The organism is Bacillus cereus group sp. MYBK5-2 (assembly GCF_051915685.1).
Lineage (GTDB): Bacteria > Bacillota > Bacilli > Bacillales > Bacillaceae_G > Bacillus_A > Bacillus_A cereus.
This window is the reverse complement of the sequence record NZ_JBQAFE010000010.1, coordinates 123,931-150,338: the sequence shown is the minus strand read 5'-3', so window position 1 is coordinate 150,338 and position 26,408 is coordinate 123,931. Positions and strand designations below refer to the sequence as shown.

The window sequence follows — 26,408 nt, the reverse complement described above, 5'->3', positions numbered from 1 at the left end:
ACTATGATTATTAGTGGCCACCAACCAAGTTATTTACCTTGGTATGGTTTTTTTGAAAAAATTCATAAATCAGATGTGTTTGTATTTCATGATATAGCACAATTTGAAAAAAAAGGTTTTTTAAATAGGAATCGTATTAAGACTTCACAAGGAGCGTCTTGGCTAACGGTTCCAATACAAACGAAGAATTATAAAGAAATTCCATTTAATGAGTTAAAGATAGACAATACTCAAGATTGGGAACGGAAGCATTGGAAAACGATAAGAATTAATTATTCTAATGCACCTTATTTTAATGTATATAAGGATTATTTAGAGGGTTTTTATTCAGAAGATTGGATTAATTTAAATGATATGAACATGAATTTTATTCATTTTATTATCCGTGAATTAAACATTGATACGGAGCTATATTATGTATCAGATCTAGAAGGGATTACAGGTAAGAAAAGTGATTTTGTATTAGAATTGTGTCAGAAATTTAATGCCAGTACTTATTATTCTGGAAGTTTAGGGCAAGATTATTTAAACGAAAATGACTTTGAGAATGAGAATATAGAAATTATCTACCAAAGAATAAGAGATTATTCTTACAAGCAATTATTTGGAGAATTTATACCACATTTATCTATTTTAGATATTTTGCTAAATTGTGGGCCAAAGGAAACAGAAAAATTAATTAAAGGAGTCTAAAATTCTATGAATGTACTTGTATTTGCCGCTCATCCGGATGATGAAATAATTGGTGTTGGTGGAACAATAGCGAAACACGTGAAACAAGGTGATGATGTACATGTTGTAATACTTGCAGAGGGAAAATCTTCTAGAGCTAAAGAATATAAAGAGCTAGATTTAGAGGTTAAGAACTTATCTTATAAAGAAACAGAGGGGGCATGTACTACACTTGGTGTAAAGAGTTTTGCAAGACTAGATTTCCCTGATAATCGTCTTGATACATTACCCTTACTTGATGTAGTGAAAGAGATTGAAAATCACATTGAAAAAGTAAATCCTACAATTATTTATACTCAATATGGTGGAGATATAAATATTGATCATACTGTTGTTTACAGAGCAGTTATGACAGCGACACGCCCTCTGCCAGATACTAATATCAAATGGGTATTTGCATATGAAACTTTATCTTCTACAGAGTGGAATTATAATGAAAAAGATAAGTTTCTTCCTAATTATTTTGTGAATATTGAAGATCATTTGGAGGAGAAATTAAGTGCGATGAGACATTATGAATCTGAGTTAAGGGAATTTCCTCATCCACGCTCTATAGAAGCAATGAGACATAACGCATTTGTATGGGGTGCCAAATCTGGATACCAAGCGGCTGAGGCATTTATGTTAGTAAGGGGGACATGGTAGGTGAAGAGAATATGTTAATACCACAGGTCCCGTTCTTTGGTTTAGATAGTAAACAGATTGATTTAAAATGGGTTGAAAAAGGCTATGGATTAGAAGCAAATATTTTTGATGGGAAATCTTTATTTGATAACTCATATACAAAAAGGTTTTCTGAAGTCCTTTCTTTTGTTCAAACTCTTAATCCATCCTTGTTAACGCTGCATTTTCCTACTGATAATGCAGACTATCTCAATGATGAATTTATTAAAAAGCAACTATATGAATTTATTGACCTTGCTATAAAGTATAATGCATCAGGTATAACAGTGCATGCTAATCAATTTATGAATGTCGCGGAATTTCAAAACTATAATCTTCTTGATAATAGAAAAAGGATTATAGAGTTCTTTAACATGCTAGATGAAGAAATAAAAGGAACTGATATATGGATTGGCGTTGAAAACCTACCCATTATTGGAAACTTGGGCGATGACTTTGATCCTATATTTATATATCCCGAAGATTTTACTGATTTGGTTAATTTGGAGTTATCTAACGTTGGAATAACATGGGATATATGTCATTGGTCTATAACCTATCTTACACGTTTAGGTATTTCTAAATTATTAAGGCAAGAGGAAATTGAATATAAGGATTTTCATAAGTATTTAAGCTTAATGGAACATATTAAACATTTTCATTTTAGTTCTTTTAAACATTTAACGATTCCTTATAGTGAGGTACGTTGCTTTGAGGGAGAGAATCCAGTTAATGGATCTATTGATGAGAGTATATTACATGAAACTTTATTAAAATTGAAGAAAAATACTTTGGATAAAAACATAGGTATTGTATTTGAGGTTCAGGAAACGGATTATACGAATAGAAAGAGGTCATGGGAGACTCTTAATTGGTTTCAAAAGAATATTGCTGGTATGCAAACAAAAATGAATTTTTTGGAGATATAAAAAGCACTATCGGTTTATTTATTTTTACATGCAATTTGAGTTAGAGATTATTTTAATGAACCTTTTCTTCTAAGTAAGTGTGTTAGGAGGGAAGGTTTTACTATTAATCTTTTTTAATTATAGGGAGGACAAATGAAGAAACTAATTCTGACAAAGAAGACTATTGTAACTTTTGGGGTTTTATTGCTTTTCCTTTTTAGTAATTTATCTGGAAAAGTAATACCAGTACATGCTATGACTAAGAACGACCAAAGTTCTCTCATGGCAGATAAAGTTCGTGCTAGTCGAGCTATTGAACATACACGTTTTCTGTCTGAGAAAATTGGTCCACGTCCAAGCGGGACTAAGGAAGAACATAAAGCAGCTATATACATTGGAGATACATTAAAAAAATTAGGGTATGAAGTTGAGTATCAGGCATTTCCTGTACCAGATCAATATATTGGAAGTATCTCTTTTAGTATGTATGGAGAAAAAGAATGGCAAGTTGGAGCAGCATCTAATGCATCTATACCTAAAGATCCTGTCGTGGGGAAGGTAGTTTCTATAGGAAAAGAGAATGATATTAAAAATTCACCTGAATCAATTCATGGGAAAATAGTATTATTGGAACAAGCTGATACGTATGAGAAATATAATGAACAAGTTGAGTATGCAGCAGAAAAGGGAGCAAAAGCTGTATTGTTATATAGTACGATTGGGGATAGGGGCAACTATGGAGAAGCCTTTAACCCAGTTTTAAAAAAGAAACAAGAAATACCTGTATTTGGGCTTGCTTATAATCAGGGAATAAGAATGAAAGATAAGATAGTGCATAATAAAAATATAGTTAGTTTAAAGGCAAAACACGAAATGAATTTGAGTTCATTAAATGTTATTGCGACAAAAAAGCCCAAATACAAGACAGATAATGAGGATGTAGCAATAATGAGTGCTCATTATGATAGTGTTATCGGAGCACCTGGAGCAAATGACAATGCTTCCGGCGTAGGACTTTTATTAGAGTTAGCATACAATTTTAAAGATATAGAGACTAATAAAGAAATTCAATTCATAGCCTTTGGAGCAGAAGAAAATGAATCTTTAGGTGCTTACCATTATGTTAATCAATTATCTACAACAGATAAGAAACATATTCTAGGGGTTTTTAATGCAGATATGATAGCGACAAGTTACAAACAGGCTAAGGACTTATATGCAATGACACTAGATGGTTCTCAAAATGAAGTAACAAATACTGCGGTAGCTACTAGTAAGGCATTAGGGAAATCGGTTGTATTAACTGGAAAGTTTGATTCTAGTGATCATGTGCCATTTTACGAAGCTGGAATTTCCTCGGCACTATTTATTTGGATGGATGTAGAGAGTTGGAATCCCCTAATTTATCATGTTGAAAAGGTATTCCATACACCTCAAGATACCGTTTTAGAAAATATTTCTCCTCAACGTATGCAGGAGGCACTAGAAATTATAGGGACAAGTTTGTATTACTTTATCAAAAGATAGGTTTTTTCGAAGGTTTCAGCATAGCCGGCTAAATTTAGGTTTTAATAATAATATAGTAAAACTTTTGTTGGGATAAAAATATACTTTGAGCATAGGCGAGGTAACTATATGAGGAGTACATGGAAAGAATTAAGGGGGATGGACCTTAATGTCTGGATCCGCTTTATCGGGGAAGCTTTAAACGGTATTGCAATGATGATGTTAATGCCATTTTTTGCATTATATTTGAAGGACAAAGTGGATTCTCTACTTGAGGTAGGTATAATTATAGCCTTATCTCCAATTGCAGCAAGTATTGGTTCATTAATTGGAGGGCATATAGCAGATACTTATGGTCGGAAACCAACTATGGTGCTCTCTATGGCGAGTAATGGGCTACTAATGCTTGTTTTTTTGTTTATTGATGGTTTTATAGCATATGCCATTTTATCTATTGGTTTAGGACTATGTAATTCTTTCTTTGAACCAGCGGCATCTGCAATGGTTACCGATGTAACAGAACCCGAAAAAAGAACTGAGGCATATGGATTACTTAGAATGGCTCATAATATAGGAGCTGCGATAGGCCCTATAATTGGTGCAGCAGTTGTGGTTGTATCAAAAGATGTCATATTTTTGATTACTTCTGGGACCATGCTGTTTTATACAATATTAATGTTATTGTTTCTAAAGGAAACAAAACCTAAAAATATCATAATACAAGAGGAAACACATAAACAGTCAATAAGATTTACGTTAAGAGTTGTTATAAGAGATAGAATATTTCTATTTTATATAGTGACGGGAATCATTATATTTATGGGATTCTCACAATCGGAAGGTATGTTACCACTTCATTTTAGTAATGAGGATACAATGATTTTTGGAAATAGTAATCCATTTCCATATTTAATGACTTTAAATGGCTTATTGGTTGTATGTTTCCAATTTCCTATTTCAAAGTGGTTAACTCACAAATCAATTGGTAAATCAATGCTATATGGTGCCATTCTTTTTGGCGTGGGCCTTTTAGCAATAGGGTGGTTACCAAAGTGGTTTCATGTAATAGACGCAAATGATTTAGGAATCCTAAGCTCATTATTAATAGCTTATACAGTTTATACAGCAGGGGAAATGATTATGTCACCTGTCCAAATGACATTTGTTGCTAATATAGCTCCAGAACATTTGAGGGGGACTTATATGGGAGCGGCTAATTTGCAATGGATTACAGGCAATGTATTTGGACCTCTTCTAGGTGGTGTATTACTGGATCAGCTTTTAGGGCATATATTATTTACAATCTTAGGTGTGGGTTGTATTATTTCTGGATTTGTTTACTTACTATTAGATAGACTTATTGAGAATAGAAGTAAAGAAATACCTATAAAACAAACATCTTAATTTTAATATTGTTAATGAGTTGAAAATTAAATTTTATGTTTTAAGAATTAAATAAAGTGCACGTTTATTATTAGTAAACGTGCACTTTATTTATTAGTATTTAAATTAACTCATATATATAAATTTTTTAGGTTACGACCTAAGTATATAAAAGTAATTTACTGCTTCTGTTAATCAATTACAACTAAACTTCTTGATCTATCAATATGATTAAGTAACATACGATACTCTTCTTCGTACATAGTTACACGTTGTAGAATGGACTGATTTTCTGCCTCTAAATTTTTTATTTGGTTTTGTAACTTTGTAAATTCATTTGTTTTTTTATAATTTTTTAGAAAGAGAATAATATCATCTAATGTCATAGATAAAGAATTTGTTTCTTTTTTTTGTTCAGAGAGAGAAATATTGTTTCCCACTTTTCGATTTTGTTTTGCTTGTTGTATTTCCTCTTGGTATTGTTTTCTCACGTATGAATTCCAACGAAATCCACAAGCCGCAGGTGTCCGATTTAGTAATTTTGCTACTTCTTTGAATGCAGCTAACTGTGTTCCACCGTTATGAATATTCTGGAGTACTGTTGATGCGAGGAGTAAATCGTTATCGTTAGTCCAGGAATCTTGTCTTGAGATTACCACGTTTTGCCCCCTTTATATGTTTTATATTACATATATGCAATTACCTATAATGATAGAAGCCTAACTTCTATTAAAATATTTAAGACTAAGTGGATGTAATTAGACATTCTTTCTTTAAAATGCGAAATTGCATAAAAAATTAGATTGACTATTTGCTATAGGTGTAACTATAATGGTTACAGTTATGCAGCTAAATTAATAGGTTTGATGGTATGAAGTAGTTGTATTAATGATGTTTAAGCAAATATTAAAAAATGAACGGAGTTGGAAATATAAGAAGCTTATATAAAAAGAATTAAGGCCATATAAAGCATTTTATAATCATATATAAATTAAAAGAGGTGCACATTTTGAAAATTTTTAAGGGAATTATAGTTTCTTCAATTGCGTTAACAGCATTTAATGGGGTGGGTGGACTACTTCCAAGTGATAAATCAGAAGTTGCCTATGCAGCTAGTTACAATTATTCAAATAAGCAATTGAATTCTACTGTACATAAGCAAGCTACTAAACAATTAATTTTGAAATTTAAAAATGAAGTAAATTTACCATATCAGGATGGGGTAGAAAAATTCATTAAAGAAGAAAAACAAGACCCTGAATTAATTAAAATTTTAGCCGAATACCCAAATGTAACTATAAATCGACTTTTTAGTTCTTTAAATCCTAAAGAAATTAAAAATTTAGGTAGAGAAATAAACGATTCCGAACATATTTCTTCCAATTTGCTAAACTATTATATTGTAGAAAATCAAGGTGATATTGATGTACAAGCCTTACTAGCAAAGTTTGAGAAATCATCTCTTATTGAAACGGCGTATTTACAGGAAGAAGAAACGCCACCTGAAGAGCGTTTACCAAATTTATCTGTTAATCCATATGATGAGCCTAGACTTACAAGACAAGGTTACCTTGAACCAGCACCATTAGGAATTAATGCACCTTATGCTTGGAGTATAAATGGTGGGGACGGAAAAGGAACTACTTTCGTAGATATGGAGTATGGTTGGTTATTAAGTCATGAAGATTTAGTGAATCAAAAGATTGAATTGATGTCCGGACAGAATAAGAGTGAACACCATGATCATGGTACCTCAGTATTGGGAATTGTTTCTGCAGAGGATAATAACATAGGTGGAATTGGGATTGCACCAAAGGCTAAGGTAAAGGTTGTATCCCAGATTAGGGATAACGGAAATTATAATACAGCTGACGCTATTTTAAGTGCCGTTAACAATATGCAAGCTGGAGATATTCTTTTACTAGAGGCACAAGCAACTTACGATGGATATGGAGATAAGAACTATTTTCCTGTGGAAGTAAAACCAGACATATTTGATGCAATTCGTATGGGAACAAATAAGGGAATTATTATTATTGAAGCAGGTGCAAACGGTGGAAATGACTTGGATCAATTTAGAGACCGTAATGGTAAACAAGTTTTAAATCGTAATAGTCCTGATTTTAAAGATTCAGGGGCAATTATGGTTGGTGCAGCTTCTGCAAGGGTTCCTCATAAGCGTTCATATTTCTCTAATTACGGTAGTAGAGTGGATGTGTATGGATGGGGGAATGCAGTAGATACTACAGATGCTAAACCAAGTGAATTTATAACAAATCTATATACATCTAGTTTTGCTGGAACATCTAGTGCATCGCCTATTATTGCTGGTGCTGCAGCATCAATTCAAGGAATTGCAAAAAATAATCAGGGGAGAGTATATACACCAAGACAGCTTAGGGATATTTTAAGTGATTCTAGCACCGGAACGAAATCTAATGATCCAACTTCTGATAAAATTGGTGTTTTACCTGACTTAAAAGCCATTTTGTCTAAACTTGGTTTTTCACCAAACTTAAGTAATGATTCTTCCATTGTATTTCCTGAGGAACAAGAAATAAATAAAGGAAATAAGGGAAATGAAGGATCTACTATTACATTCCCGAAAGAAGATACTGTTAATGAAGAGGACTCTAGCTTTATTTTCCCAGAATAATAGAAATACCTCCTATTAAGCATGGGGCAAAATAGTTTACTCAATAAGAATAAAGGATATGAATTCAATAGAAATATGAATTTATATCCTTTTTATTTTAAGCTGTTTTTACTACCTTACAAAAACGTAATGTTAGCGTAATGGAAATGAATTTTGGCAGCCAATAGATTAGGATATAATTTTTGTGAGAAAAGATATGAGGTGAATAATATGAAACGAATAGTGCTTATGTGTAGCGTTTTTGTGATGTTTACTGTGGTGTTATCCGGGTGTAATTTAAATCGTCTTGGTACAGATACATATTATGTGCAAATTACCAAGGATGGTGAAAAATTAAAAGAGAAAAATGTAAATGGGGATACGACTTACGAATATAAATTACCTGGATTTGATAAGGATGGTAATGAGAAAGAAATGGAGTTTACAGCGTTAAAAAATCTTCGTAAAGAAGCGTTTTTACGTATATATTACTCTGAGAAAAAAGGTGTGAAATCTTGGGAAGAAGTTAAAAAAGATGAACTCCCTACAAAGGTAAAAGAAAAAGTAAAGGTGGATTAATATATAATGCTTTGTTAGAGCAATATATCCTCAAACTATTAGAATGTATATTGTGAAATAGGCTAAAGTTCTTTAGAGTTGTTAAAGTAAGAGGCTGACAGTTATTGTAAGTCTTTTGCTTTTGCAGGAAGAAAATATAAAAGGTATTTAACAGGCAAGTGTTGGATTATTAACAATTATTTAAGATCCAAAGCTACAATATATCTACCCCTGAACTATAATAATTTTAGGTCAGAAATAAGCTTCTGATTTTGTGAGGAGTTAAGTACTAAAAAATCTTAATTTTGTTTACGTATTTATAGTCGTTTAAAGGATTTATGATTGGTTATGATATAATAAAATTCAAGTACAATAAGGGGGATTAATTAAATGATTTTTCAAAGCATGATAACAGCTATTATAGAAAAATTACAAGAGACGGTGAATCCCTATTGGATAATTGTGTTTGGATCAACGGCTGAGAACAGAGAACGAGAAGATAGTGATATTGATATAGCTTATGTAAGTGACACAACATTAGGGAACTATGAACGTTTTTTATTAGCACAGGAGTTAGCTAACATTGTTCATAGAGATGTTGATTTAGTTGATTTATCCGAAGCTTCTACAGTTTTTCAAGCTCAGATTATACATACAGGTAAGACAATATTTTGTTCGGATGAAAAACGTAAGGTTATTTTTGAAATGAAAACCTTAAAAATGTATTCAAAATTGAATGAAGAACGACAGGTAGTATTTGATGATATAAAGAAAAGAGGTTCTATATATGAAGAATGAGGTTATTTTAAATAAAATTTCTACAATAGAGCGTTGTATAAAAAGAATCCAAGATGTGTATGGAAATGACCCTGAAAATTTAGAGGACTTTACAAAACAAGATTCAATAATATTGAATATACAAAGAGCTTGTGAAGCGAGTATTGATTTAGCAATGCATATTGTTGCAGGGAAAAAATTAGGATTACCCCAATCTAGTCGAGAGGCCTTTGATTTATTGGTTACAGCAGGATTACTTAGCGCTGATCTAGCAAATAAGTTAAAGGCGATGGTTGGATTTCGTAATATTGCTGTTCATGATTATCAAAGTGTAAATTTAGATATTGTTCGTCAAATTATTGAAAAACATTTAACTGATTTCAAACTATTTACGAAGGAAGTAATGGGGATATTGGAATTTTAGGCGAAAGAACAGAATAATAAAGCTGAGAGAGAAAGTAATTCTATGACTAAAAAACCAGCTATTGAAACAATTACTTAATTTCGTAAGAAGAAACGCGGTCATAAGATGAGTTTGTTTTTGATTTTAGTGAATAAAAACAACATAAAATAATAGAGTTTCAAAAAAATAGCCCTCCACCAGACCTTTTTTGGTCAGATGGAGGGCTATTTTTTTCATGTTTTGATAAGTTGCGGTGAGATAAGCCTGCATTTGGACAGACTTCAGCCCCCGAAATCGAGCATATCGATAGCCATGTAGTTCTTTGGCGTCCGCAAAGCTTCGTTCTATAGTTGAACAGCGTACTTTGAAAAACATACCTCACGTAGCGGACAAACAGCGTAGTCTTCTGGGTTGGATTTATATTGATGATATCCTTTATGATCCGTTGTCGCATACTCTAAAATACATCCCATGGGACAAGCAAATGCATTTATTTAATTGGCTTTTTGACCCTTTACGCTCCTTGAGGAAGGAGTCTTCTTGGCTAAAATGATAAATTTGAAGCTATAAAAGCAACAGAATTATGTAATAAGTGAATCAAAAAAACAACCCAAAAAGCAGACATGGTAACCTGATATTTTTCATTCTTTTTTTTATATACCCAATAAGCATAGTTATATAAAAGACCAATTATCGTTGTACCAACTATATAAGTGATTCCGTATTGATGATTTAATCCAAATATAATTGAAGCTATTAAAATGATAAGGTAATCGCGATTTTTAATGTAAGGAATCCAACTTAATAGCCAAAATAAAAATACTTGAAAAACTACTGTTTCATATATAGGTGCCGCTAATACCCCTAATAAAACTTGAAGAATAAGAGGTGCTTCTGTTATTGGGTTTTTTTGTATTTCAGGTAAGAATAGATCTAATGGTATTACAAATAAAAATGATCCTAATAAAATAAGAAAAACAAAAGAAATGGTAGGCAAAGCAAACATAAATCTATTTATTTTTTTTACATATATATTTCTCCTATAATCTTTTATTACATCTATATGAAAAGTAATAAATAATTGAGTCTCTCTTTGTTTGACATGTTTTCATCTACTATTGATAAAAACCGTTCTGTAATTGAATTCTTGGCTTATATGTAGGTGTAGCGATAAAGTAGGGATATATTAACACTATATTGTTAATATCAAAATATTAAAGAGCTAAGTGAGATATTAAGGTCACACCAATTTTATGATGAATATAATATCAAGCCCGTTAAGGAAATATGCTGTATAGGACACGCTTGTACTGCTTATTTTGCTATATGAATATTTAAGTGCATATAGTTTTGAAGGAGTATGTATTTTTGCATTTTTTAATACAAAAGTTTTTTATTAAAAATTTACTTTCTGCGCTACCTCATATGAATTTAAGACAATTGAAGAGTAAAGGCCAAAAGAGTCTAAGTTTTGATTGTACAGGTAAATATTATAATGTTATAGAAAAATAAGGAAAAAAGTTATAAAATAGGAGATTGAATTAAACTTTCAGATTTTATTGTTCTGCAAGATAAAAATAACTAAAGACGAGTCTCTTAAAAATTCTTATCTTTATTTAAAACTAACGATAGTATAAAAAATCCTCGCAGAAGGTACTGCAACAAGTCTAATTTGAAAATCTTTAGGAGATAAATATGGAATTTTAAATATTCTTAGTCGTCTATTAAACATTATAGCAATTATTATAGGTAAACCCTTTAATATAATCGATTTAGAAGAAATCAGTACAAATAGAAAAGATGAAGTAGTAGAAGTATTACGTCTTCCTTTTAATAGATTTCCAGGAGCAGCTGGACATATAAAAGATGAAATTGTAAATGAAAAAAATTGGAACGTTTGGTTGAACGATTAGTATGCGATTTTAAAGTTTAAATTAATAACAGAAAGAGAAACTCTTAATATGTTACTACTTTGTTTTTGTATTGTTGAAAATAAGAAAGGTGAAATCAATGAAAAAATATTGGCATAAGCTATCGTTGCTTCAAAAAAATGTATTACTAACGGTATTAGTAATTCTGACCCTTGTTGGAAGTATGGGAGCGTTAAGTTTTAATATGTTTCAAAGTAGTATGATGTCTATATTTGAGAGGCAGTCTTTTGAAACAGGTGATTCGGTATTAAATCAATTAGATCTAGAAATAGTAAAAGATGTAGCAAAAGACCCCACAGCACAAAGAGTGAAGAAAGAAAAATTGACAGAGCAATTAGATAAAGCTATAAAAGATATGAAAAGTGTTGGACAAACATATGTTACAGGAGCCAAGCTAAATGATAAAGCTGAATTACAAATAGTAGCTTTGGATACAAAATTAGCAAATACTGTTTCTGTAAAACCAGGTGAATATTATGAGCAGCCTACTTATTGGATGAAAACATATGATAAAGTAATACAAACAAAACAGGCACAAATGACAGAAGTGTATGAAGATGAATTAGGGTTCTGGGTAACAATTTTAGAGCCAGTAACAGATGAAAATAAAAATATAATTGCAATTGTTGCAGCGGATTTGGATGCTTCTATTATTCCTCTTACAAAGAAACAATTTATGATACAAGGTTTACTATTTATTATAATTTCATTAACAATCGCAATTACAATTCAAATATTTATCTCACGAAGCTCTCTATCGCCTTTAAAGGATTTACAAGAAGGGTTACGTAAAGTTGGTGAAGGGGATTTAAGTATTAAATTGAATGAAAGATCTGATGATATAGGAATAACTAATATCTATTTTAATAATACTATTAAAAAGTTTAATAGTATTATAGATAAAGTAAGGCAGACTGCTGAACAGGTGTCGACATCTTCACAGGAATTGTCGGTAAGTACAAAAGAGAACAGCATAGCCTTTAAAGAAATTGCAAGTGCTATTACAGGATTAAATTTAGGAGCACATTCTCATGAATATGTAGTGCAAAAATGTTTAGGGATTGTTCAAGAAATGGAAAGTAAGATGAAAGAAATTAAAGGAGCTGCAAAACAAGTTGGCAATGCTTTGGAAGACATGGACCAGCATTCTGTAGAGGGAAAAGATTTGATTAAGCAAATCGTGAATCAAATGAAAAGAATCAAAGATACAGTTCAGGATGTATCTTCTAGTATTTATGCATTAGAAGTACGATCTAAGGAAATTCATGAAATTCTTACTGTAATTACAACCATTTCAAATCAAACAAATTCATTAGCTTTAAATGCTTCTACTGAATCCTTATGTGCTGGAGAGATGGGAGAAGAATTTTCAGGTGTTGCGGACGAGGTACGTATATTAGCGGAAAGAACCGAGGCATCTGCAAGGGATATAGCTAAATTAATTGGTGAAACCCAGGCTGAAGCAGAAAGAGCTGTAAAATCCATACAGAAGGGTTCAAAGGAAGTTGAATCAGGAATAACACTTGTTCAAAGTAGTGGTGCTTTCTTTGAAAAGATTTCAGAATCTGCACAATCTGTTACAAATCAAATTAAAGCGAATTCGAATCATTCAAGTGACATTCTAAAAGATAATCAAACAATTGTTCAGTTTGTAAATGAATTATCACACATTGCAAATACATATGTGAATAGCAGTAGTAATGTGGAGACAAGTATGAAAGAGCAAGAACTATATGTACAAGATATTGCAGAGTTAGCAAATTCTTTGAATTGGCTCTCGCAAGAGTTACAGGGGTTAATAGGGGAATTCAAAAGTAAGTAGGATAGAAGAAGGTGTAGGTATAGAGTATGACCTATACCTTTATTTATTCCCACATCAGAGATGAAAGCTTAGGTATATATGAAAAATAGCTAAACGAATAATTTTTTGCATATTTTGTTGGAAATAGAGCATGATATTACCAAATTCAACGGAGGTGTTTAAAAAATGCAAATTCGCGAAAATAATAATTCAAACGAAATCTTAATAGCAGCTGCAGCAAGTGCAATTGAGCAAATGAAGTATGAAATTGCTCAGGAGTTTGGCGTTACACTTGGACCAGATTCAACATCACGAGCAAATGGTTCAGTAGGTGGAGAGATTACGAAACGTTTAGTTCGTATGGCGCAAGAGCAGTTATCTGGTCAATATAAAATTCACTAAAGTTAAAGGTATATCCCATTGAAGGGATATACCTTTTTAATTTGCTTTTAAAGAGGATCGTTACATTTTTTATTGTTGGTTAAGTTTAGAAACCGCAAATTTAGCTGTGAAATTCATTTTCTTCATGTAAGAAGAATTTACTCCTGCTTGAAATTGAACAGAAATATTACCATCTTTTTGTGCTTTGAATACGCGACCATATGGTGAATTAGCATTGTATGTGCCAATTACTTGATTATCTGCATCAAAGACTGTATAAGAAATCGGGAACCCGGAATTTTGTACAAAGACTGTAAGTTCTTCCCCTTTACTAAGATTAAATGATTCTTTTTGAGAAACTTCATAGGAATTCATAGAGTAATATTTTGTAACTTCTTGAATTTCTAAATTCGTAGTTGCCGCACTCGCTTTTGGTGCCTCTACTCCTGGTAAATTTATACCTGATAGTACTGCAATTCCTAGTGCCCCTGCTAAAATAATTTTTTTCATAATGCTAGTTCCTCCTTTAATATATTTTGAGATTTGAAAAGGAAGTGAAAATACCACTTCTTGAAACCATTATAGTTACAATGAGAATGGTTTTCAATATGGTTTGATATGTAATTCTGCATACATAAGGTGGCGCTATAAGATAATCTATCTGAGATTTAGAATATTCTTAGAAGAAGAGGAGGACAAATTTTTAAAACTATGAATGGAATTGTAGCTGTTTTTTTATATACGTTGGTTTTATAAGTGAATATTTCGTTGAGTTTATTTTTGTTCGTTTACTTTAAATGAAATATTTTCATGTTGATAAAGTTTTATGAATTGGGATTATTGAACAAAAATGAGATATTGTGTGTTATGCTAAAGGAGTAACAAAGCACACCATCCTGATAATATTGTGTATATTTACCCTATGTATGTCGTTTGTATTAGAAATAAGAAGTCTCTTAAAAAGAGACTTCTTATTTTTGTATGGAGGGGTTATTACAGATGATTGATTACTATCAGATATTTTTAATTACCATGGCAGGTATTTCCTTATTTTTTTATATACAACATGCTGGAAAACCAACGAAAAGAAACAAATGGAAGTTTTTAATTATAGTATTTTTATTTTATCTTTTGAATTATTTATTTCTTAAATTTGTATAAATAAATGTAGGAGGAGATACGTATTGAATTCTAAAATATAAGAAAAAGGAAGGTATAATCCTTCCTTTCATCATCCAGTATGTCCATGTGAATATTTAATAACATTTATGGTACTTTGAGAGCCTGTTGAAGAATTTGATCCAAAAGTTACTGTTACAACAATTAAGATACCCAGTAAGCTAACCGCTAATTTTTTCATTTTAATGCTCCTTTTTTAAAGTTTTTTTCACTGGCTTTACTAGCTTCATAAAAGTAATAGCTGGCTTTTTTATGATTATTTTCTTTGTAAAATTGGGTTGCTAGCTTTTCGGTATATTCATTTATATACTCATATAGTTCTTCGTGTTCAAAATAGGAAATTCCTTCTAAAACAGTTTTTTCTATATCAGTAGCACAACTATTTAGATTCATTTTTTCTAAAATCTTAAAGTGATGTATATAGCCTTCAATTCCCAATTGAGTAGAAAGCTGCAGGCCTTTTTTTATTAATTTTTGAGCAATTTGATGTGCTCCTAATTTATAATGTTCCCTAGCTTCAATAAAAACAGCTTTATAATCGCTAGGTAGCTTCTGATTAACTTCAGATAAATAACGTAATGCTACCTCGGATAAATTCTGTGTAGCATACATAAATCCTAGATTGTGACGAACAATCAAAATATTGTATTCTAAATTTTCTTTTTGGAATGTATTCATGGCCGAGATAAAGTGTTCCTCAGCTAATTCCCACTCCTTTAAATGAGTACAGGCTAATCCATATAGGTTATTACAGAAGGCAACTTTCAATTCATACCCAGGATGTTTTGAAAATATATCTTTCGCCTTCATTACATGATTAATACATAAAATCGATTTATGCGTATGACAATAGAAAATGGCCAACTCATAATGGAATTCAGCATGTTCAATCTCATCTGGAATTGTTTCTAATAGGTATTCAGCTTTATCGTAATGTATTTTTGCAAGGCTATGATTGCCGGTAACATTGGAATGAATGGCTTTAAAGAAGTGATAATAGTATGAAAGGAAATCGTCTGTAGGAGTTTTGTAAGCATCACTTTGTTTAAAGCTATCTTTAGAAATACTTAAGCTATCAATTAAATATTGATGTCTAAAATCTAGTAGTGAGTAGTATAATAATATCGTTTGATTTTCTTCTATATTATGGAGTCTGTTTTCAATTTCTTGTTTAAGTAATTGAGCGGCGTCTACATGCCTAGCCCTAATTTCTTGATACCATTCATTTAATAAATGAGTTATTTGCTCGTTCCCCTGTATATGAACATTCATTGTTCAATTTCATCCTCTCCAAAGATATTATTCAGCAATTAGTATCATATCAGAATTTTCCTCTATCAAAATCTATTTAATAGCATTTATCAATATAAGGCGGAATATTCTATTAATTTATATTTATTGAGATTCAAGTAGTATGTATTATTGTAATTCCTGTAAAAATAACCTTTTTTTCATTTAAAGATTTAATCAAAATATATTTCCTCAACAGGCGAAAAGGGAACCATACCTAATTAATTAGGTATAGCGATAATAGAAAAATAGAAATAAATAATAAAGGGGAATTTGAATTGTTAGAGTTAAAAGAAAAACAAGAGAGAAAAGAAATCTTGGAAGAAGATGTAGAGGTATTAAAGGCGAAGGTACATCCAATACGGTTACAAATTGTTAATGAGTTAATGTACCATAAGACATGTAATACACAGTTAATAGAGATTTTAAATCTTCCGCAATCTACGGTCTCACAACATTTATCAAAATTGAGAGGAACCGTACTTCGTGCAGAAAGAAAAGGATTAGAAATGCATTATTATATTGAGAATTCTAAAGCCCGTTAAATCGTCGGAGTTTTAAATGTATAAATTGGAAATAATATCAAAATCCCTTTTGTTAAATCGGGGATTTTTTATTTTTATTAAAATTTAAATATTTATATTAAAGTAAAAAACTATTTTCTTATTATAGAAATGAGATAGAAATATCAAATAGGTCTTTATTAGTAAAAATAAAGAAAAATATATTAATGTAATAACCGCGATATATTATTATTCGAAAAGGAGTGAGGGGAGTATATGTTAAAGAAGGGTGTAATGTTATTATTCTTTATTCTATCTATCTCGACATTTAGTATGGTAACTCACGCTGCTAGTAGTTCTGAGTACGTGAATCAATCATTCTATGGGTATAAAGAACCATCATTTACTTCAGCTAAAACAAATAGCGGATCAGAGTATGGTGCTCAAAATGTAGGAGTCGTGGAAAAAAGAGATAATGGTTGGTGGAAGATTGAAACATGGGAAGGTCCAGTTTGGATTAACTTGAATGGGGAAGAACGTGTCATGGGAGATTTCTATGCATATGATGAACCTTCTTTCTCATCAAAGGTTGCGAATGCTGGAGCGAAGTATGGGCGACAAACATTTAGAATAGTAGATGGAACAACAGATGGTTGGCTGAAATTTAAGACGTGGGAAGGCGACAAGTGGATGAATCCTACGGCTGAACAAATTACTGTCAACAAAACAATCTATGCGTATAATGAGCCTTCATTTAATGCAAAGAAAGCAAATTATGGAGAACCATTTAACCCACAAAATTGGGGAGTAGTAGAAAAAAAGAAAATGGCTGGATGAAGGTAGGTACTTATGAAGGTTATAAGTGGATCAATCCAGATGGAGAAGAAAGGTTCATAAACAAATCATTCTATGCATATAACGAAGCTTCATTTAATGCAGCAAAAGCAAACGCTGGAGCATTATATAATCCACAAAATTTTAGAGTTGTGGATGGGACACCTAGTGGATGGTTAAAGGTTAAAACATGGGAAGGCGAGAAATGGCTGAATCTAGATGGAGAAGAAAGATTCATAAACAAATCATTCTATGCGTATAATGAGCCTTCATTTAGTTCAGGAAAAGCAAACGCTGGAGCAGTATATAGTCCGCAGAATTTTAGAATAATAGATGGGACACCTAGTGGATGGTTAAAGATTAAAACATGGGAAGGCGACAAGTGGATGAATCCGCATGAAACAGATTCGGGTTCTTCTAAATATCAAATGCCTATCCAAAATCCAAATGTTAGCTCATGGTATGGAAGTCGTTGGGGGACAGTGCATAAAGGTATTGATTTCTCAGCGGCAAAGGGTACACCAATAATGGCATCTAAATCGGGAACTGTAGAATTTGCTGGTTTTGGTGTAAGAGGTCAAGGATTTGGTGGATATGGAAATGCGGTGGTTATTAGGCATGAAGACGGACTTTGGACATTATACGGTCATATGGACTCAATTTTAACTACCGTAGGGGCACATGTACAACAAGGTCAAGTAATAGGAAAAGTAGGTAGTACAGGCGACTCTACTGGGAACCATTTGCACTTCGAAATTAAGAATCAGTATATAGGTGAACAAGTAGATCCAAAACCATATTTACCATTTTAATAAACATTAAGTTTGAATAATTAATATACGATAAGAATAATATATTTATTGCATATTTAATAAAAGGACAGTTATCTAAGGATAGCTGTCCTTTTATAATTTATCAATTCCTTACTTTAATAATATAACTAGATGGAACGCTGCTAAATAGCAGCGTTCCATCTAGTTATATTATTCCTTTTAAATTAATTATAGCTATCAGCTATTACCATAAACTCTTTTAATAATACACCGCCTTCATACACTTTAACTTTTATTTTTCCAGCACTTAAATTAGTTAATCTCCCTTTATGAGAATCAACTTCCCAATGTCCGGTTTCACCAGATAATTTATAGTAATATTCGTTACTACCTGTATTTTTATTATATTTTACAGGTAAATTATAATACTGAAATTCCTTTATTCGATAACAAACGGTATTATTTGGACATGCTTCTTTTTTAGCTAATTTACTTGTGGGTAATTGTTGGCTATTATCTGCTGCAAATACTCCAACTGATCCAGAGAATAAAATGCCTGTGGTTAATACACCGACTACTATTTTTTTGAACATATTTACATCTCCTTTGATTTTAAAAAAATTTTAAATTAACTTGTTTTTTCTATAAATAAAACAAAAAACTAACATATTAAATTGTTAACTACTCTTAAAAACGCCTTTTTAATTTTGTGAAAGTTTCCTTTCATCATTTAAAAGCTGTAATATACCAAATAGCAATTACATTTCCATTTTTATCGAGTACTCTGCCTTCAGCTGCTCCTTCTTCATATGCTGTTACAACACCAGTTTTAGGGTTGACATAAATTTTATTTTTACTAAATAAGACATATTTGTATTGATTTCCGCTTGGCGTCATTGACCAAGGTTTCCCCACTTTAATGTGCATAAATTCACCTTGCACATCAGATACTTGATAAACCAATTTTGTTGATTCTGGATTGTTTACTGCAGCGTAAGTTTTAGTAGTAGCAAAAGTTCCTAAACCTCCAATTCCAATGGTAGCTGCTAACGCAATTCCAACAAATTTTTTTATGTGATAATACCTCCTTTTTTAATTCATACCTGTATATTAAACGGTTAGTCTTTCATGTCACTTTCATTTACCTTACAATAACCTTAAATGTATTTTTGAAAATTCTGACTGATGCGAGGGAGAGTATGAAAAAAAATATATTAATTGTTGATGATGACAAAGATATTGTTGATCTTTTAAAACTTTTTTTAGAAATGGAGAATTTTTTTGTTGTAGAGGCTTCAAATGGTGAAGGTGCTTTAAAGTGTCTAGAAGAAAATCATATCGATTTAGCTATTGTTGATATTATGATGCCTAAAATGGATGGTTATCAATTAATTAAAAAGATTCGTGAGACGTTACAATTCCCAATACTTATATTGTCAGCTAAATCTCAAGAAGTAGATAAAATTATAGGTTTAGGGATTGGAGCAGATGACTTCATTACAAAGCCATTTAGTGCTTTAGAAATTATAGCTAGAGTTCAAGCTCATCTTAGAAGGTCCTATGAATTTAATGATAAGGCTGTAGAAGGTAAGGAGAAGCAAATTCATATGGGTGATTTAGTATTAGATCATCATTCTTGTACACTCTATAAATCAAGCGAAACCATTACTCTCAGTGCTACGGAATATAAAATCTTAACACTTTTTATGGGGGATCCAGGGAGAATATTTACTAAAAAACAAATTTTTGAAAGTGTATGGTCTGATTATTACTGTGCAGATGATAATACAATTATGGTTCATATTAGTAGACTACGAGAAAAATTAGAGGATTCTCCTAAGAATCCAGTTTATATAAAAACGATCCGGGGGCTTGGGTATAGATTTGCTAGGAAGGAAGAACTTTATGAAAAATAAAGTTTTATATATCTTAATTAAAAATTACGTTATATTTGCACTAGCAATAGGTTTCACGGTAATAATTTTATTTATATTTTTGATGTACCAAACAGAGAAGCAACTAGGAAAGCTAAATAATTTAAAAGCAAGTGAAGTAGTGCGTGAAAACTTTGAAACTATTAATTCAGAATCAATAGAATCATTTGGTGGTTGGGTAGAAATTCTTAATGAAAATTTACAAGTTATCTATACCAAAGGGGAAAAGAAGGATCAGCTTTTATCATATTCACAAAGAGAATTTGCTACTTTATTTTTTGATAATGATAAGCTCCCTTATTATTCATCTGTAGCAACATTTGTAACGAAAAAAGGTGAAACATTATATTGCCTTGTTAAGGTTCCTAAAAAAGCAATAAAGTATGAATATACGTTTTCTGATAAAAATGAGGAATACGTATATGTTTTTTATAGGATATTTTTTTCTACAATTGTTTTATTTTTTATATTTTTCTCTATGAATGTATATATATTTAGTAGGCAAATTGCTAGGAAAATAACTAGGCCATTGGATAAGCTAGCAACTGGATTTGAGGAAATTGCTAGTGGGAAATATGATAAAAGGTTAAACTATGAAACATATTTTGAGTTAATGCAAATACAACATTCGTTTAATGTTATGTCGGAAAAACTCGATAAAATAGAGAAAGAGAAGAAGAAGTTGGAAGAAACCAAGCAGAAGATGCTTGTAGATTTGTCTCATGATTTAAGGACACCAATTACAACCGTTCAAGGTTATGTTGAAGCATTACAACTAGGGATCATTACTGAAAAAAGTGAAAGAGAAAGAACTTTGAATGTAATATATAATAAGATTCGAATCATTGCGGTATTAACTGAAGATATTTTTGAACTGTCTAAATTAGAGCATTCTGATTACCCTTTTGAAATACATCCAACTGATGTATCTGAGTTTATTCGTGAATTGCTTGTAGAATATTATGATTTATTTCAAGCGAAGCGCTTAATCCTTCAATATCAAATACCCTCTAAAGAAGTGATTGCTCCAATTAACAACAGGTTATTATACCGAGCTATCTCTAACATAATATCTAATGCTCTACAGTATAATGCGGCAGGTACGACCGTTTTTGTATCGTTAATTGAGGATGAAAGCAAAGTATATATAAACATTATAGATAATGGAATTGGAATACCTGAGGATATGAAACAGAGTATTTTTGATGCATTTGTTCGAGTAGATGATTCTCGAGAAAATAATGGGGGATCAGGTCTTGGATTAACTATTGCTAAGCATATAGTAGAAAAACATGGAGGGAGCATAAATTTAGATAGTACAAAGAAAAAAACACATTTCTGTATTTCTTTACCTAAATGCAGTGTGTAAATACCTTATGAAAAGTGTTAGTAAGTTAAATGGTTGAATAAAGAGAAAACGCACGATTGAGTTCCTTTAAATTTAACTCTGGTTCATATAAAATTGTATAAACATAGCAACTTAAAACTGCTCTTCTTTTTGTTAAACTTCGTGACTTTATCGGAAATCTATATTAGCATTTATGTATATGAAGTAGGCATAAAAGGAGATACCATATGAAAATAACAAAAATAACATGTAGTATGATGTTTAGTTTAATACTATTAACATCATGTGATATATCGGATAAAGAAATTGAACAAAAAGCTCAAAGTTATACAAAATCGCAGTATGGTTTTTCTGTTAAACTAAATGAAGTTGACATACCGGGGAATTATAAAGATTTACTGGGTCCAGATGTACGGATAGCTCATGTACAACAGAAAAATGAACCGTATTTGCAGTTCCAGCTAACATTGGATGGACGAATCTCTCCAAAAGTAGATAGTGATAATTATAAAATCAAAAAAGAAGCGAATGATGTAAAAGAAAAGTTCAATACATATTATTCTGGAAAAGAGAATAACGATCTATTTACGTTTGAACAAATGTATACGGGAAATATCGTTTTTGATAAAAAAGAAGAAGCAGAAAAAGAAAAGAAAAATGTAAAGAAATATGTTACGGCAGTTTTTAGAAGTAATATATTTTTGGATGTAAACAATCCTGTGCATATGGAAAAATTAGCAGAGCTGGCAAGAAGTATTCAAGAATTTAATAAGACAAATGGAAATAATAAGAGTAGCGTGGAAGATATAACGATTCAGTTGCCAAATGCGGATAAGGAGCTATTACAGAGCATTGCAGTAGATTATATATTAACAGCTGATGATGCAAAAAAAGCTCTTGAGAGAAAAGAGCATTATATGGAAGCTTTACAGCTTATGAAATAAAAAAGGGGCTCTTTTCGATTTCTTGTTTTATCATTTTAGTCAAGATAGTTCCTTTAAAATCTGGCATAGGTAATCAGTACGATTAAATGGGAGACATTAGTCATTGCTTATCGATGGTAAAGTAGACGTATATCATTTAATAAAGAACCCATGCAACAATACAAATAATAATTTGTATGTGAGCGTAAAAAACACCAAGATGGCTCTGGAGAGGAGAGGGGCAGTCTTGGTGTTTTTTAGTTAAGATTACGATTTTTTAAGTGATTTCCACATTCTGTTAACCAAGCTAAAATCAAGTCCTTTAATTTAATCGTTTCAATTTCGCAAGTGTATTCTTCATCTTCCACATATCGGTCGGTAATCTTTGTATAAACTGATCTTATCTCTTAATCAGAATTGTTACCTCATCACCATCAAGTTAAAGTGTTTTAAGGCCCCAAAAATGAAAAATATGCTATTCCATTTGTAGAATTATTGGAATGGGTGGCGTATTCTTCTTTTGTTTTGCTAACTTGATGTTAATGTGGCATAACCTTAAGTATTTAAAAATTAAAAAAGTCCCTTAATCATGTTAAAGGGAACTTGCTCACGCAAATGATCTGTAAATCAATTCATTTTTGATATACAGATCATTTGTATGATAATTTTTATAAATAATTGCTAAATAGTGAATTTACATAAATGCTTTTAGAAGTTCTTGAATTAATGGGATTGCTCCACCTATAAATTTTAAAACTGCCATTGCGATTTCCATATTATTCTCTCCTCTTTTTTCGTATTAAGATGTGATAAATCTTTATAACCTTATTATAGTAAACGCTTACAATTATAATAATACATTTTTGTATGCAATATTGCATACCTATACATTAGATCTCTATTATTTATTTTTTAATGGTACTATAGCGAGGTGAGAGTCTTTAAGGGTTCTACTTAATAGGAGGAAATATGGAAAGAGTGCAAGCGATTTACAGTAATCAAAAATTTAAGAGTTGGGTTAAACAGGTATTAGCTGTAGGAGGAGTAATAGGGTGCTGCTATTTGGTGTTATATGTTTTCTGTTTCTTAGTTATCATATAAATAGTATACAACTAAACTAGTAGAGTCTTGCCTAGAGAGGTAAGGCTCTTTTATTGTAGTAGTACCTGGAGATGAGTAAACTACATACAATACCTCTCAGGTTATTCAGATCACTTAGTAGGGTTTCTTGTTTAGAACACTAATTCATATCATTGAAAACAGAATTTTATTGATAAAAAATATGTTTTTACTAGATACATACTAAAAAGATAAGCATAAATCATATTAGATTTTGGCAAAATCTTTTTGAATTGGAAAAGGATTTGAATCTTACTTATAGATTTGATGCCTTTTTATATAACATAATCCTTATATTGCTACGTAAATATAATACAGTAATAATGATTTAAAAGCAAGAATTTTAGTAGCGGTACGTTCACACATCCATCAACTGAAGATTGTAAAGTGACCCTTAAACAAAAAAATTCTTTTTTGAATTGATTGATAGTAAACAAGAAAGGTTAGCAAATCAACAACTAAGAGATTTCTTCAGGTAAGCTAATAAGGAGTTATTACAGAACATTGCAGTAGATTTTGCATTAACGGCTAAGGATGCAAAAAAGGCCCTTGAAAGAAAAGGGGAATATATGAAAGCTCTACAGCTTACAAGGTGAAAAAGAAACTAATTTTAAAACTGTTTTTAACATTTTATTCTTGTACCGGAAAAACATAGGGGTTAAGGGTGGTAGTTTACAATTAATGAAGGATAAGCAAAAATAACTGTTAACAATATTAAGTGCAGCATCTTAATTGTAAAATCTTTTATATTCCTGCAAGTACAATTCCTGTTAAATAAAAAATTTTTAAGTTAATGGATGTGGAGTCTCGCCATATAATAAAAAGGTAGAAATATATTTAATATATTCCTACCTTTGATTTTATTGAGTTTAGCATCTATGATCTAAATATCACAGAAGGTAGTTTTCTTTTATACTTCTATATCTTTCCCTTCTGCTACCACTGTATCTCGCCACAACACAAGTAGTTTTCTAAATTCAGAGGTCTCAATTTTACATTGGTTATTTGGAGCACTCATAAATAAGTTAATAGCACTGGTGTAATTAGGTTCAATGTAGACTGCTGCTACGCTCCCTTCTATTTCATATTGCGGAACTTTTTGGTCTACTACATTATCTAAAATTTGTATATACTCATCTGCTTCATCATCTAAAATATCTTCCAAGAAATGAGAAATTATAGAAATTTCTTTTGGCAAACGTATTCTTAATCCGCCAAGTCCATCACGATAAAATTCGTATGTATATTTCATTTTTTACCTCCTAGTATAAACAGGGTATGCTGTTATTATCTCATTATTTTGTATAATCATTTCTACTTTAAATCCGTGGGATGTTTGTCCTACATATCTAACTGTATCGACTTGAATCTTATTAACGTATGCTTCTTTGATAGAATCAAGTACCTGTACTAAATTAAGTCTAGAGCAACTGATAGAGTTGATCTTTTTTTATTATTTATTTTTTAAAAGGAGGTGTAGAGTTGCTTCTCATAGATGTTTCACCGTATATGTTTTATTGCAGCATCATATTATTTGTGCTGTTGACGCTTTATAAGATAATGCAAAAGCGTAAAGTGAAAAATATATTCTTAAAGTCAGCGATCAGAGACATTGATCAAATGGATGGACGACAATTTGAATTCTTTCTTGAGGCTATATTTACAAAGCTGGGATATAAGGCAGCTGTCACGAACGGTAGTCATGATTTTGGGGCAGATCTAATATTTGAAGGAGAAAATAGAGTTGTTATTCAAGCGAAAGATATGGTTGTAAGAACAGAGTAGGAATTAAAGCTATACAAGAAATTTATGCAGCTAAAGCCTTCTATAAAGCTAATGAAGCATGGGTAATCACAAATAGTACATATATATCATGTAACTCGTACACTTGGCCAGGTTGTAATTGTTTCATGATGTCTTCTAAATGAATTTGTATATATACCGGTCTCAATTGAGCAGGTTTTGTTTTAAATACCACTTTTTCGAATTCTTTTCTATATATTTTAGTTGGTAATTTAAGACGTGATAAATAATATCCTTGATTATCTTGGATAGACTTAAAGTCTTGTAAACGAAAATATCCTAAGTCACGAATATATAGTTCATTCTTTTGTATCATGCCTGTTCGAGTTGCACCATACGCCTGATCACTTCGCTTTCCTGGTTCAATTTTTTCATCAGAAAATTCTCCACTCAATAAGTCATACTCTAATTGAATTTTTACACCAGCTTTATGACTACACCCTCCGGCACCAGGATAAGTAGATGCGAATCGATCTGGAACTTGAAAGGTTGTAGAATCAAGGATGCGAATGCGTTCAAAGTAAGCAGAAAGAGAATGAGAAATTTTAGATAAACCTTCAATTTTAGCTTGTAAAAGTGTAGTAAATACAGTTCGAAAGAAAGCTACAGAAGCTGAGTTAAAGCGTCGATTAAGTCCCTCCGGACTTAATAAAATTCCTGTTGAGGTTTCTAATTGACTACAAAGTTGAGTAAGAGAGGTAGGAGCGATTTGTTGATTTAACCATAAACACAAAGATAAAAAATGGTGCCCATGGCACTTACGTTTTCGTCTCATTCCGCCAGCTTCTATAGCTAATTGATTAAGTGTAGCGGGAGACATATATCGATATAACTCTTCGGCAAATAAAGACAACTCTTGTTTTTGATGCATATTCATAAAAAGCACGCCACCCTTTCTCATTAATATAAGAAAATAGTAACGCGCTTTTAATTTCAAGAATAGTCCGAATGTCGATTTGAAATAAAGTTGTACTGTTTATAAAAAAGTCCTACCGTTTGAAAAGATGGATTAAAAATGGTTTTA

Annotated in this window: 25 protein-coding genes and 5 pseudogenes; 17 read left to right on the top strand and 13 right to left on the bottom strand. The window is 31.4% G+C overall.

All coding sequences use genetic code 11. The annotated features are described in order from the left end of the window. The first annotated feature begins 3 nt into the window (after positions 1-3). The 5 genes from ACTFP3_RS25545 to ACTFP3_RS25525 all read left to right on the top strand — a co-directional run bounded on the left by ACTFP3_RS25545 (position 4) and on the right by ACTFP3_RS25525 (position 5,213). Positions 4-693 carry a WbqC family protein gene (locus ACTFP3_RS25545; protein ID WP_071731707.1) on the top strand — a complete coding sequence of 230 codons (690 nt, stop codon included), beginning with the start codon at positions 4-6 and terminating at the stop codon, positions 691-693. A gap of 6 nt (positions 694-699) precedes the next feature. After that, on the top strand, positions 700-1,377 hold the full coding sequence (locus ACTFP3_RS25540) for a PIG-L deacetylase family protein (RefSeq protein WP_061655868.1): 678 nt from the start codon (positions 700-702) through the stop codon (positions 1,375-1,377). Between the two features lie 11 nt (positions 1,378-1,388). Continuing rightward, positions 1,389-2,324, top strand: coding sequence for a TIM barrel protein (locus tag ACTFP3_RS25535; protein WP_061655874.1), 936 nt, complete (start codon positions 1,389-1,391; stop codon positions 2,322-2,324). Between the two features lie 132 nt (positions 2,325-2,456). Next, entirely contained in the window at positions 2,457-3,830 is a 1,374-nt protein-coding gene (locus ACTFP3_RS25530; RefSeq protein ID WP_061655867.1) for a M28 family metallopeptidase, read from the top strand. Between the two features lie 108 nt (positions 3,831-3,938). Then, positions 3,939-5,213, top strand: coding sequence for an MDR family MFS transporter (locus ACTFP3_RS25525; protein ID WP_440011607.1), 1,275 nt, complete (start codon positions 3,939-3,941; stop codon positions 5,211-5,213). A gap of 170 nt (positions 5,214-5,383) precedes the next feature. Here the strand turns inward: ACTFP3_RS25525 and ACTFP3_RS25520 are convergent, their stop codons facing one another. Beyond that, positions 5,384-5,851: an RsfA family transcriptional regulator gene (locus ACTFP3_RS25520; RefSeq protein ID WP_149215665.1), complete on the bottom strand. Its 468-nt coding sequence runs from the start codon at positions 5,849-5,851 to the stop codon at positions 5,384-5,386. Positions 5,852-6,201: 350 nt separating this feature from the next. On the opposite strand from ACTFP3_RS25520, the gene ACTFP3_RS25515 reads away from it, so the two are divergent. From ACTFP3_RS25515 to hepT, 4 genes are all read left to right on the top strand, one after another. After that, the gene (locus tag ACTFP3_RS25515) at positions 6,202-7,848 is read left to right on the top strand and encodes a S8 family peptidase (protein ID WP_440011605.1); all 1,647 of its coding nucleotides are present in this window, start codon (positions 6,202-6,204) and stop codon (positions 7,846-7,848) included. Positions 7,849-8,058: 210 nt separating this feature from the next. Then, entirely contained in the window at positions 8,059-8,406 is a 348-nt protein-coding gene (locus ACTFP3_RS25510; RefSeq protein WP_000822915.1) for a YxeA family protein, read from the top strand. A 369-nt stretch (positions 8,407-8,775) separates the two neighbouring features. Further along, positions 8,776-9,183: a type VII toxin-antitoxin system MntA family adenylyltransferase antitoxin gene (gene mntA, locus ACTFP3_RS25505; RefSeq protein ID WP_000577226.1), complete on the top strand. Its 408-nt coding sequence runs from the start codon at positions 8,776-8,778 to the stop codon at positions 9,181-9,183. Then, positions 9,173-9,586: a type VII toxin-antitoxin system HepT family RNase toxin gene (gene hepT, locus ACTFP3_RS25500; protein WP_000787540.1), complete on the top strand. Its 414-nt coding sequence runs from the start codon at positions 9,173-9,175 to the stop codon at positions 9,584-9,586. The genes mntA and hepT overlap by 11 nt, the downstream gene beginning before the upstream one ends. Positions 9,587-9,709: 123 nt before the next feature. Here the strand turns inward: hepT and ACTFP3_RS25495 are convergent. From ACTFP3_RS25495 to ACTFP3_RS25485, 3 genes and pseudogenes are all read right to left on the bottom strand, one after another. Continuing rightward, a pseudogene (locus ACTFP3_RS25495) lies at positions 9,710-9,925 on the bottom strand (transposase); the annotation flags it as partial. Beyond that, the gene (locus ACTFP3_RS25490; RefSeq protein ID WP_002196111.1) at positions 9,910-10,038 is read right to left on the bottom strand and encodes a hypothetical protein; all 129 of its coding nucleotides are present in this window, start codon (positions 10,036-10,038) and stop codon (positions 9,910-9,912) included. The gene ACTFP3_RS25490 and the pseudogene ACTFP3_RS25495, both read right to left, overlap by 16 nt. Positions 10,039-10,109: 71 nt before the next feature. Then, positions 10,110-10,571 carry a CPBP family intramembrane glutamic endopeptidase gene (locus tag ACTFP3_RS25485; RefSeq protein ID WP_069604168.1) on the bottom strand — a complete coding sequence of 154 codons (462 nt, stop codon included), beginning with the start codon at positions 10,569-10,571 and terminating at the stop codon, positions 10,110-10,112. A 1,004-nt stretch (positions 10,572-11,575) separates the two neighbouring features. Here ACTFP3_RS25485 and ACTFP3_RS25480 point away from each other — a divergent pair. Both ACTFP3_RS25480 and ACTFP3_RS25475 read left to right on the top strand, forming a co-directional pair. Continuing rightward, complete coding sequence (locus tag ACTFP3_RS25480; protein ID WP_440011602.1) at positions 11,576-13,318, top strand: methyl-accepting chemotaxis protein; 1,743 nt, start codon at positions 11,576-11,578, stop codon at positions 13,316-13,318. A gap of 165 nt (positions 13,319-13,483) precedes the next feature. Continuing rightward, complete coding sequence (locus tag ACTFP3_RS25475) at positions 13,484-13,699, top strand: alpha/beta-type small acid-soluble spore protein (RefSeq protein ID WP_001167049.1); 216 nt, start codon at positions 13,484-13,486, stop codon at positions 13,697-13,699. Positions 13,700-13,768: 69 nt separating this feature from the next. On the opposite strand, the gene ACTFP3_RS25470 is transcribed toward ACTFP3_RS25475, so the two are convergent. The 3 genes from ACTFP3_RS25470 to ACTFP3_RS25460 form a co-directional block, all read right to left on the bottom strand. Beyond that, complete coding sequence (locus tag ACTFP3_RS25470; protein WP_440011600.1) at positions 13,769-14,188, bottom strand: hypothetical protein; 420 nt, start codon at positions 14,186-14,188, stop codon at positions 13,769-13,771. Positions 14,189-14,909: 721 nt separating this feature from the next. After that, positions 14,910-15,038: a hypothetical protein gene (locus ACTFP3_RS25465; RefSeq protein WP_000732002.1), complete on the bottom strand. Its 129-nt coding sequence runs from the start codon at positions 15,036-15,038 to the stop codon at positions 14,910-14,912. Further along, positions 15,035-16,129: a Rap family tetratricopeptide repeat protein gene (locus ACTFP3_RS25460; RefSeq protein ID WP_440011598.1), complete on the bottom strand. Its 1,095-nt coding sequence runs from the start codon at positions 16,127-16,129 to the stop codon at positions 15,035-15,037. Before ACTFP3_RS25460 ends, ACTFP3_RS25465 begins: the two co-directional genes overlap by 4 nt. 296 nt (positions 16,130-16,425) lie before the next feature. Between ACTFP3_RS25460 and ACTFP3_RS25455 the strand changes: the two genes are divergently transcribed. Together ACTFP3_RS25455 and ACTFP3_RS25450 are read left to right on the top strand one after the other, a co-directional pair. Then, entirely contained in the window at positions 16,426-16,692 is a 267-nt protein-coding gene (locus ACTFP3_RS25455) for an ArsR/SmtB family transcription factor (RefSeq protein WP_440011596.1), read from the top strand. A 234-nt stretch (positions 16,693-16,926) separates the two neighbouring features. Continuing rightward, positions 16,927-18,296: pseudogene (locus tag ACTFP3_RS25450) on the top strand (M23 family metallopeptidase). Between the two features lie 185 nt (positions 18,297-18,481). On the opposite strand, the gene ACTFP3_RS25445 reads toward ACTFP3_RS25450, so the two are convergent. Next, entirely contained in the window at positions 18,482-18,850 is a 369-nt protein-coding gene (locus ACTFP3_RS25445) for a hypothetical protein (protein ID WP_000473547.1), read from the bottom strand. Between the two features lie 133 nt (positions 18,851-18,983). Then, positions 18,984-19,220, bottom strand: a complete 237-nt coding sequence (locus tag ACTFP3_RS25440; RefSeq protein WP_440011594.1) for a hypothetical protein — start codon at positions 19,218-19,220, stop codon at positions 18,984-18,986. A gap of 236 nt (positions 19,221-19,456) precedes the next feature. On the opposite strand from ACTFP3_RS25440, the gene ACTFP3_RS25435 reads away from it, so the two are divergent. The 3 genes from ACTFP3_RS25435 to ACTFP3_RS25425 all read left to right on the top strand — a co-directional run bounded on the left by ACTFP3_RS25435 (position 19,457) and on the right by ACTFP3_RS25425 (position 22,483). After that, the gene (locus tag ACTFP3_RS25435; protein ID WP_149215814.1) at positions 19,457-20,173 is read left to right on the top strand and encodes a response regulator transcription factor; all 717 of its coding nucleotides are present in this window, start codon (positions 19,457-19,459) and stop codon (positions 20,171-20,173) included. After that, positions 20,163-21,560, top strand: a complete 1,398-nt coding sequence (locus tag ACTFP3_RS25430) for a HAMP domain-containing sensor histidine kinase (RefSeq protein ID WP_440011592.1) — start codon at positions 20,163-20,165, stop codon at positions 21,558-21,560. Before ACTFP3_RS25435 ends, ACTFP3_RS25430 begins: the two co-directional genes overlap by 11 nt. A gap of 206 nt (positions 21,561-21,766) precedes the next feature. After that, complete coding sequence (locus ACTFP3_RS25425) at positions 21,767-22,483, top strand: hypothetical protein (RefSeq protein WP_098451140.1); 717 nt, start codon at positions 21,767-21,769, stop codon at positions 22,481-22,483. A 673-nt stretch (positions 22,484-23,156) separates the two neighbouring features. Here ACTFP3_RS25425 and ACTFP3_RS25420 read toward each other — a convergent pair. The 3 genes and pseudogenes from ACTFP3_RS25420 to ACTFP3_RS25410 all read right to left on the bottom strand — a co-directional run bounded on the left by ACTFP3_RS25420 (position 23,157) and on the right by ACTFP3_RS25410 (position 25,016). Further along, positions 23,157-23,343: pseudogene (locus ACTFP3_RS25420) on the bottom strand (hypothetical protein). A gap of 1,148 nt (positions 23,344-24,491) precedes the next feature. After that, positions 24,492-24,833 (bottom strand): hypothetical protein, encoded by a 342-nt coding sequence (locus ACTFP3_RS25415; RefSeq protein WP_440011590.1) that lies wholly within the window; start codon positions 24,831-24,833, stop codon positions 24,492-24,494. Between the two features lie 3 nt (positions 24,834-24,836). Next, positions 24,837-25,016 carry an EndoU domain-containing protein gene (locus ACTFP3_RS25410; RefSeq protein ID WP_326036625.1) on the bottom strand — a complete coding sequence of 60 codons (180 nt, stop codon included), beginning with the start codon at positions 25,014-25,016 and terminating at the stop codon, positions 24,837-24,839. Positions 25,017-25,063: 47 nt separating this feature from the next. Here ACTFP3_RS25410 and ACTFP3_RS25405 point away from each other — a divergent pair. After that, positions 25,064-25,449, top strand: a pseudogene (locus tag ACTFP3_RS25405) (restriction endonuclease); the annotation flags it as partial. Here ACTFP3_RS25405 and ACTFP3_RS25400 read toward each other — a convergent pair. After that, a pseudogene (locus tag ACTFP3_RS25400) lies at positions 25,443-26,261 on the bottom strand (IS4 family transposase); the annotation flags it as partial. The pseudogenes ACTFP3_RS25405 and ACTFP3_RS25400 sit on opposite strands and share 7 nt — an antisense overlap. Positions 26,262-26,408: the final 147 nt, after the last annotated feature.

Bases quoted from the DNA above. Each gene is read 5' to 3' on its own strand.
- ACTFP3_RS25430 (WP_440011592.1), top strand. From the start codon at position 20,163: ATGAAAAATAAAGTTTTATATATCTTAATTAAAAATTACGTTATATTT.
- hepT (WP_000787540.1), top strand. From the start codon at position 9,173: ATGAAGAATGAGGTTATTTTAAATAAAATTTCTACAATAGAGCGTTGT.
- ACTFP3_RS25470 (WP_440011600.1), bottom strand. From the start codon at position 14,188: ATGAAAAAAATTATTTTAGCAGGGGCACTAGGAATTGCAGTACTATCA.
- ACTFP3_RS25490 (WP_002196111.1), bottom strand. From the start codon at position 10,038: ATGGGATGTATTTTAGAGTATGCGACAACGGATCATAAAGGATATCAT.
- ACTFP3_RS25435 (WP_149215814.1), top strand. From the start codon at position 19,457: ATGAAAAAAAATATATTAATTGTTGATGATGACAAAGATATTGTTGAT.
- ACTFP3_RS25530 (WP_061655867.1), top strand. From the start codon at position 2,457: ATGAAGAAACTAATTCTGACAAAGAAGACTATTGTAACTTTTGGGGTT.
- ACTFP3_RS25425 (WP_098451140.1), top strand. From the start codon at position 21,767: ATGAAAATAACAAAAATAACATGTAGTATGATGTTTAGTTTAATACTA.
- ACTFP3_RS25460 (WP_440011598.1), bottom strand. From the start codon at position 16,129: ATGAATGTTCATATACAGGGGAACGAGCAAATAACTCATTTATTAAAT.
- mntA (WP_000577226.1), top strand. From the start codon at position 8,776: ATGATTTTTCAAAGCATGATAACAGCTATTATAGAAAAATTACAAGAG.
- ACTFP3_RS25525 (WP_440011607.1), top strand. From the start codon at position 3,939: ATGAGGAGTACATGGAAAGAATTAAGGGGGATGGACCTTAATGTCTGG.
- ACTFP3_RS25415 (WP_440011590.1), bottom strand. From the start codon at position 24,833: ATGAAATATACATACGAATTTTATCGTGATGGACTTGGCGGATTAAGA.
- ACTFP3_RS25445 (WP_000473547.1), bottom strand. From the start codon at position 18,850: ATGTTCAAAAAAATAGTAGTCGGTGTATTAACCACAGGCATTTTATTC.
- ACTFP3_RS25475 (WP_001167049.1), top strand. From the start codon at position 13,484: ATGCAAATTCGCGAAAATAATAATTCAAACGAAATCTTAATAGCAGCT.
- ACTFP3_RS25540 (WP_061655868.1), top strand. From the start codon at position 700: ATGAATGTACTTGTATTTGCCGCTCATCCGGATGATGAAATAATTGGT.
- ACTFP3_RS25480 (WP_440011602.1), top strand. From the start codon at position 11,576: ATGAAAAAATATTGGCATAAGCTATCGTTGCTTCAAAAAAATGTATTA.
- ACTFP3_RS25545 (WP_071731707.1), top strand. From the start codon at position 4: ATGATTATTAGTGGCCACCAACCAAGTTATTTACCTTGGTATGGTTTT.
- ACTFP3_RS25485 (WP_069604168.1), bottom strand. From the start codon at position 10,571: ATGTTTGCTTTGCCTACCATTTCTTTTGTTTTTCTTATTTTATTAGGA.
- ACTFP3_RS25535 (WP_061655874.1), top strand. From the start codon at position 1,389: ATGTTAATACCACAGGTCCCGTTCTTTGGTTTAGATAGTAAACAGATT.
- ACTFP3_RS25510 (WP_000822915.1), top strand. From the start codon at position 8,059: ATGAAACGAATAGTGCTTATGTGTAGCGTTTTTGTGATGTTTACTGTG.
- ACTFP3_RS25465 (WP_000732002.1), bottom strand. From the start codon at position 15,038: ATGAAAAAATTAGCGGTTAGCTTACTGGGTATCTTAATTGTTGTAACA.